Here is a 1,080-nt window from a genome sequence, read left to right on the forward strand (position 1 = left end):
TTCGGCATGTTCGCGATCTGAGTGACCTGTCCAGGAATCGGCGGTGTCTCCCGTCTGTCCGGTTTGCCATGGGAAGCCATGGAGCTCGAGAGCGGCGGTGGCTTTCTTGTGGGCGCGGCGGCCGGAGGAGATGTAGCGGTAGCCAGCGCGGCGGATCGCGTTGATCGCGGCGCCTCGGAAGATCGCGAGGGCTGCCGGGACACGGCCGGTCCGGCTGCTGCTGGCGTCTTCACCGAAGGTCATGTCTCGGACATAATGCTGCTTGACCTCGATGTGCCAATGGCCGCGGGCAAGGTCGGCGAGCAGGGCGGGTTCGGCCTGTTCGGCGGTGACGCCGATGATCATGTAGATGGTCTCGCAGGTCGGGGCCTTGTCCTTCTCCTTGCGCCAGCGGTGGATCCTGATCGCCTGGGTGGCGTGCGGGAAGTCGAGGCCGGCGACGGTGGCGACCTCGAGGGTGCGGGTCTCGTCCCGGCCGTGGCCGTGGTCACGGGTGGTGTCGCCGGTCGGGACGTCGGCCCAGGGCAGGGCGGCCAGGACGTCTTTCAACATCGGCTGGCTACCCTTGATCACGGTAAAGTAGTGGGCATTCTTCTCGGTGACCAGCCAGTCGAGGTTGGCCCGCACGGTGTGCATCGCGTCGAACGTCAGGATCTTCCCCGTCAGGTCGAGGCGTTCGAGCAGAGGGCGGAACGCGGTAGTCTCGTTGCTCTTGCTGTCGACGCTGGTGGTGTCGCGCAGCCACTCGGTGACCGCAGCCACCCGATCATGCCCCGCCGCCGTCAACGCGCACAGCCACACCGCCGCCAGGCACGACAGCGGGTAGATCCGACCCCGCCGCGAACGGTGATCCGGCACCGCGGCCAGCCGTTCCCAGATCCCCTCGCGCGACACGCCACCGGCTCCCACCACACCGGCCGCAGCGCGCGACAATGCGCCAACAGGCACGCCGCACTCCAGACCACGAAGACTTAGACACCTCCGTGATCTACAAGCGGTGTGCCTGTCCCTTTCTCCGCGACACGTGGCCCGCCGGTGTCCACCCCCGCAAAGGGGACGTAATGAAGTAACAAATACGCG

At 66.9% G+C, this 1,080-nt stretch carries 1 protein-coding gene; it reads right to left on the reverse strand.

Features of this window, described 5'->3' with window-relative positions:
• Positions 1-948: ISAs1 family transposase (locus ACY5KJ_RS17285; protein ID WP_462203854.1), on the reverse strand; the 948-nt coding region annotated here is incomplete at its 3' end.
• Positions 949-1,080: the final 132 nt, after the last annotated feature.

This window comes from Frankia sp. CcWB3 (assembly GCF_977927595.1).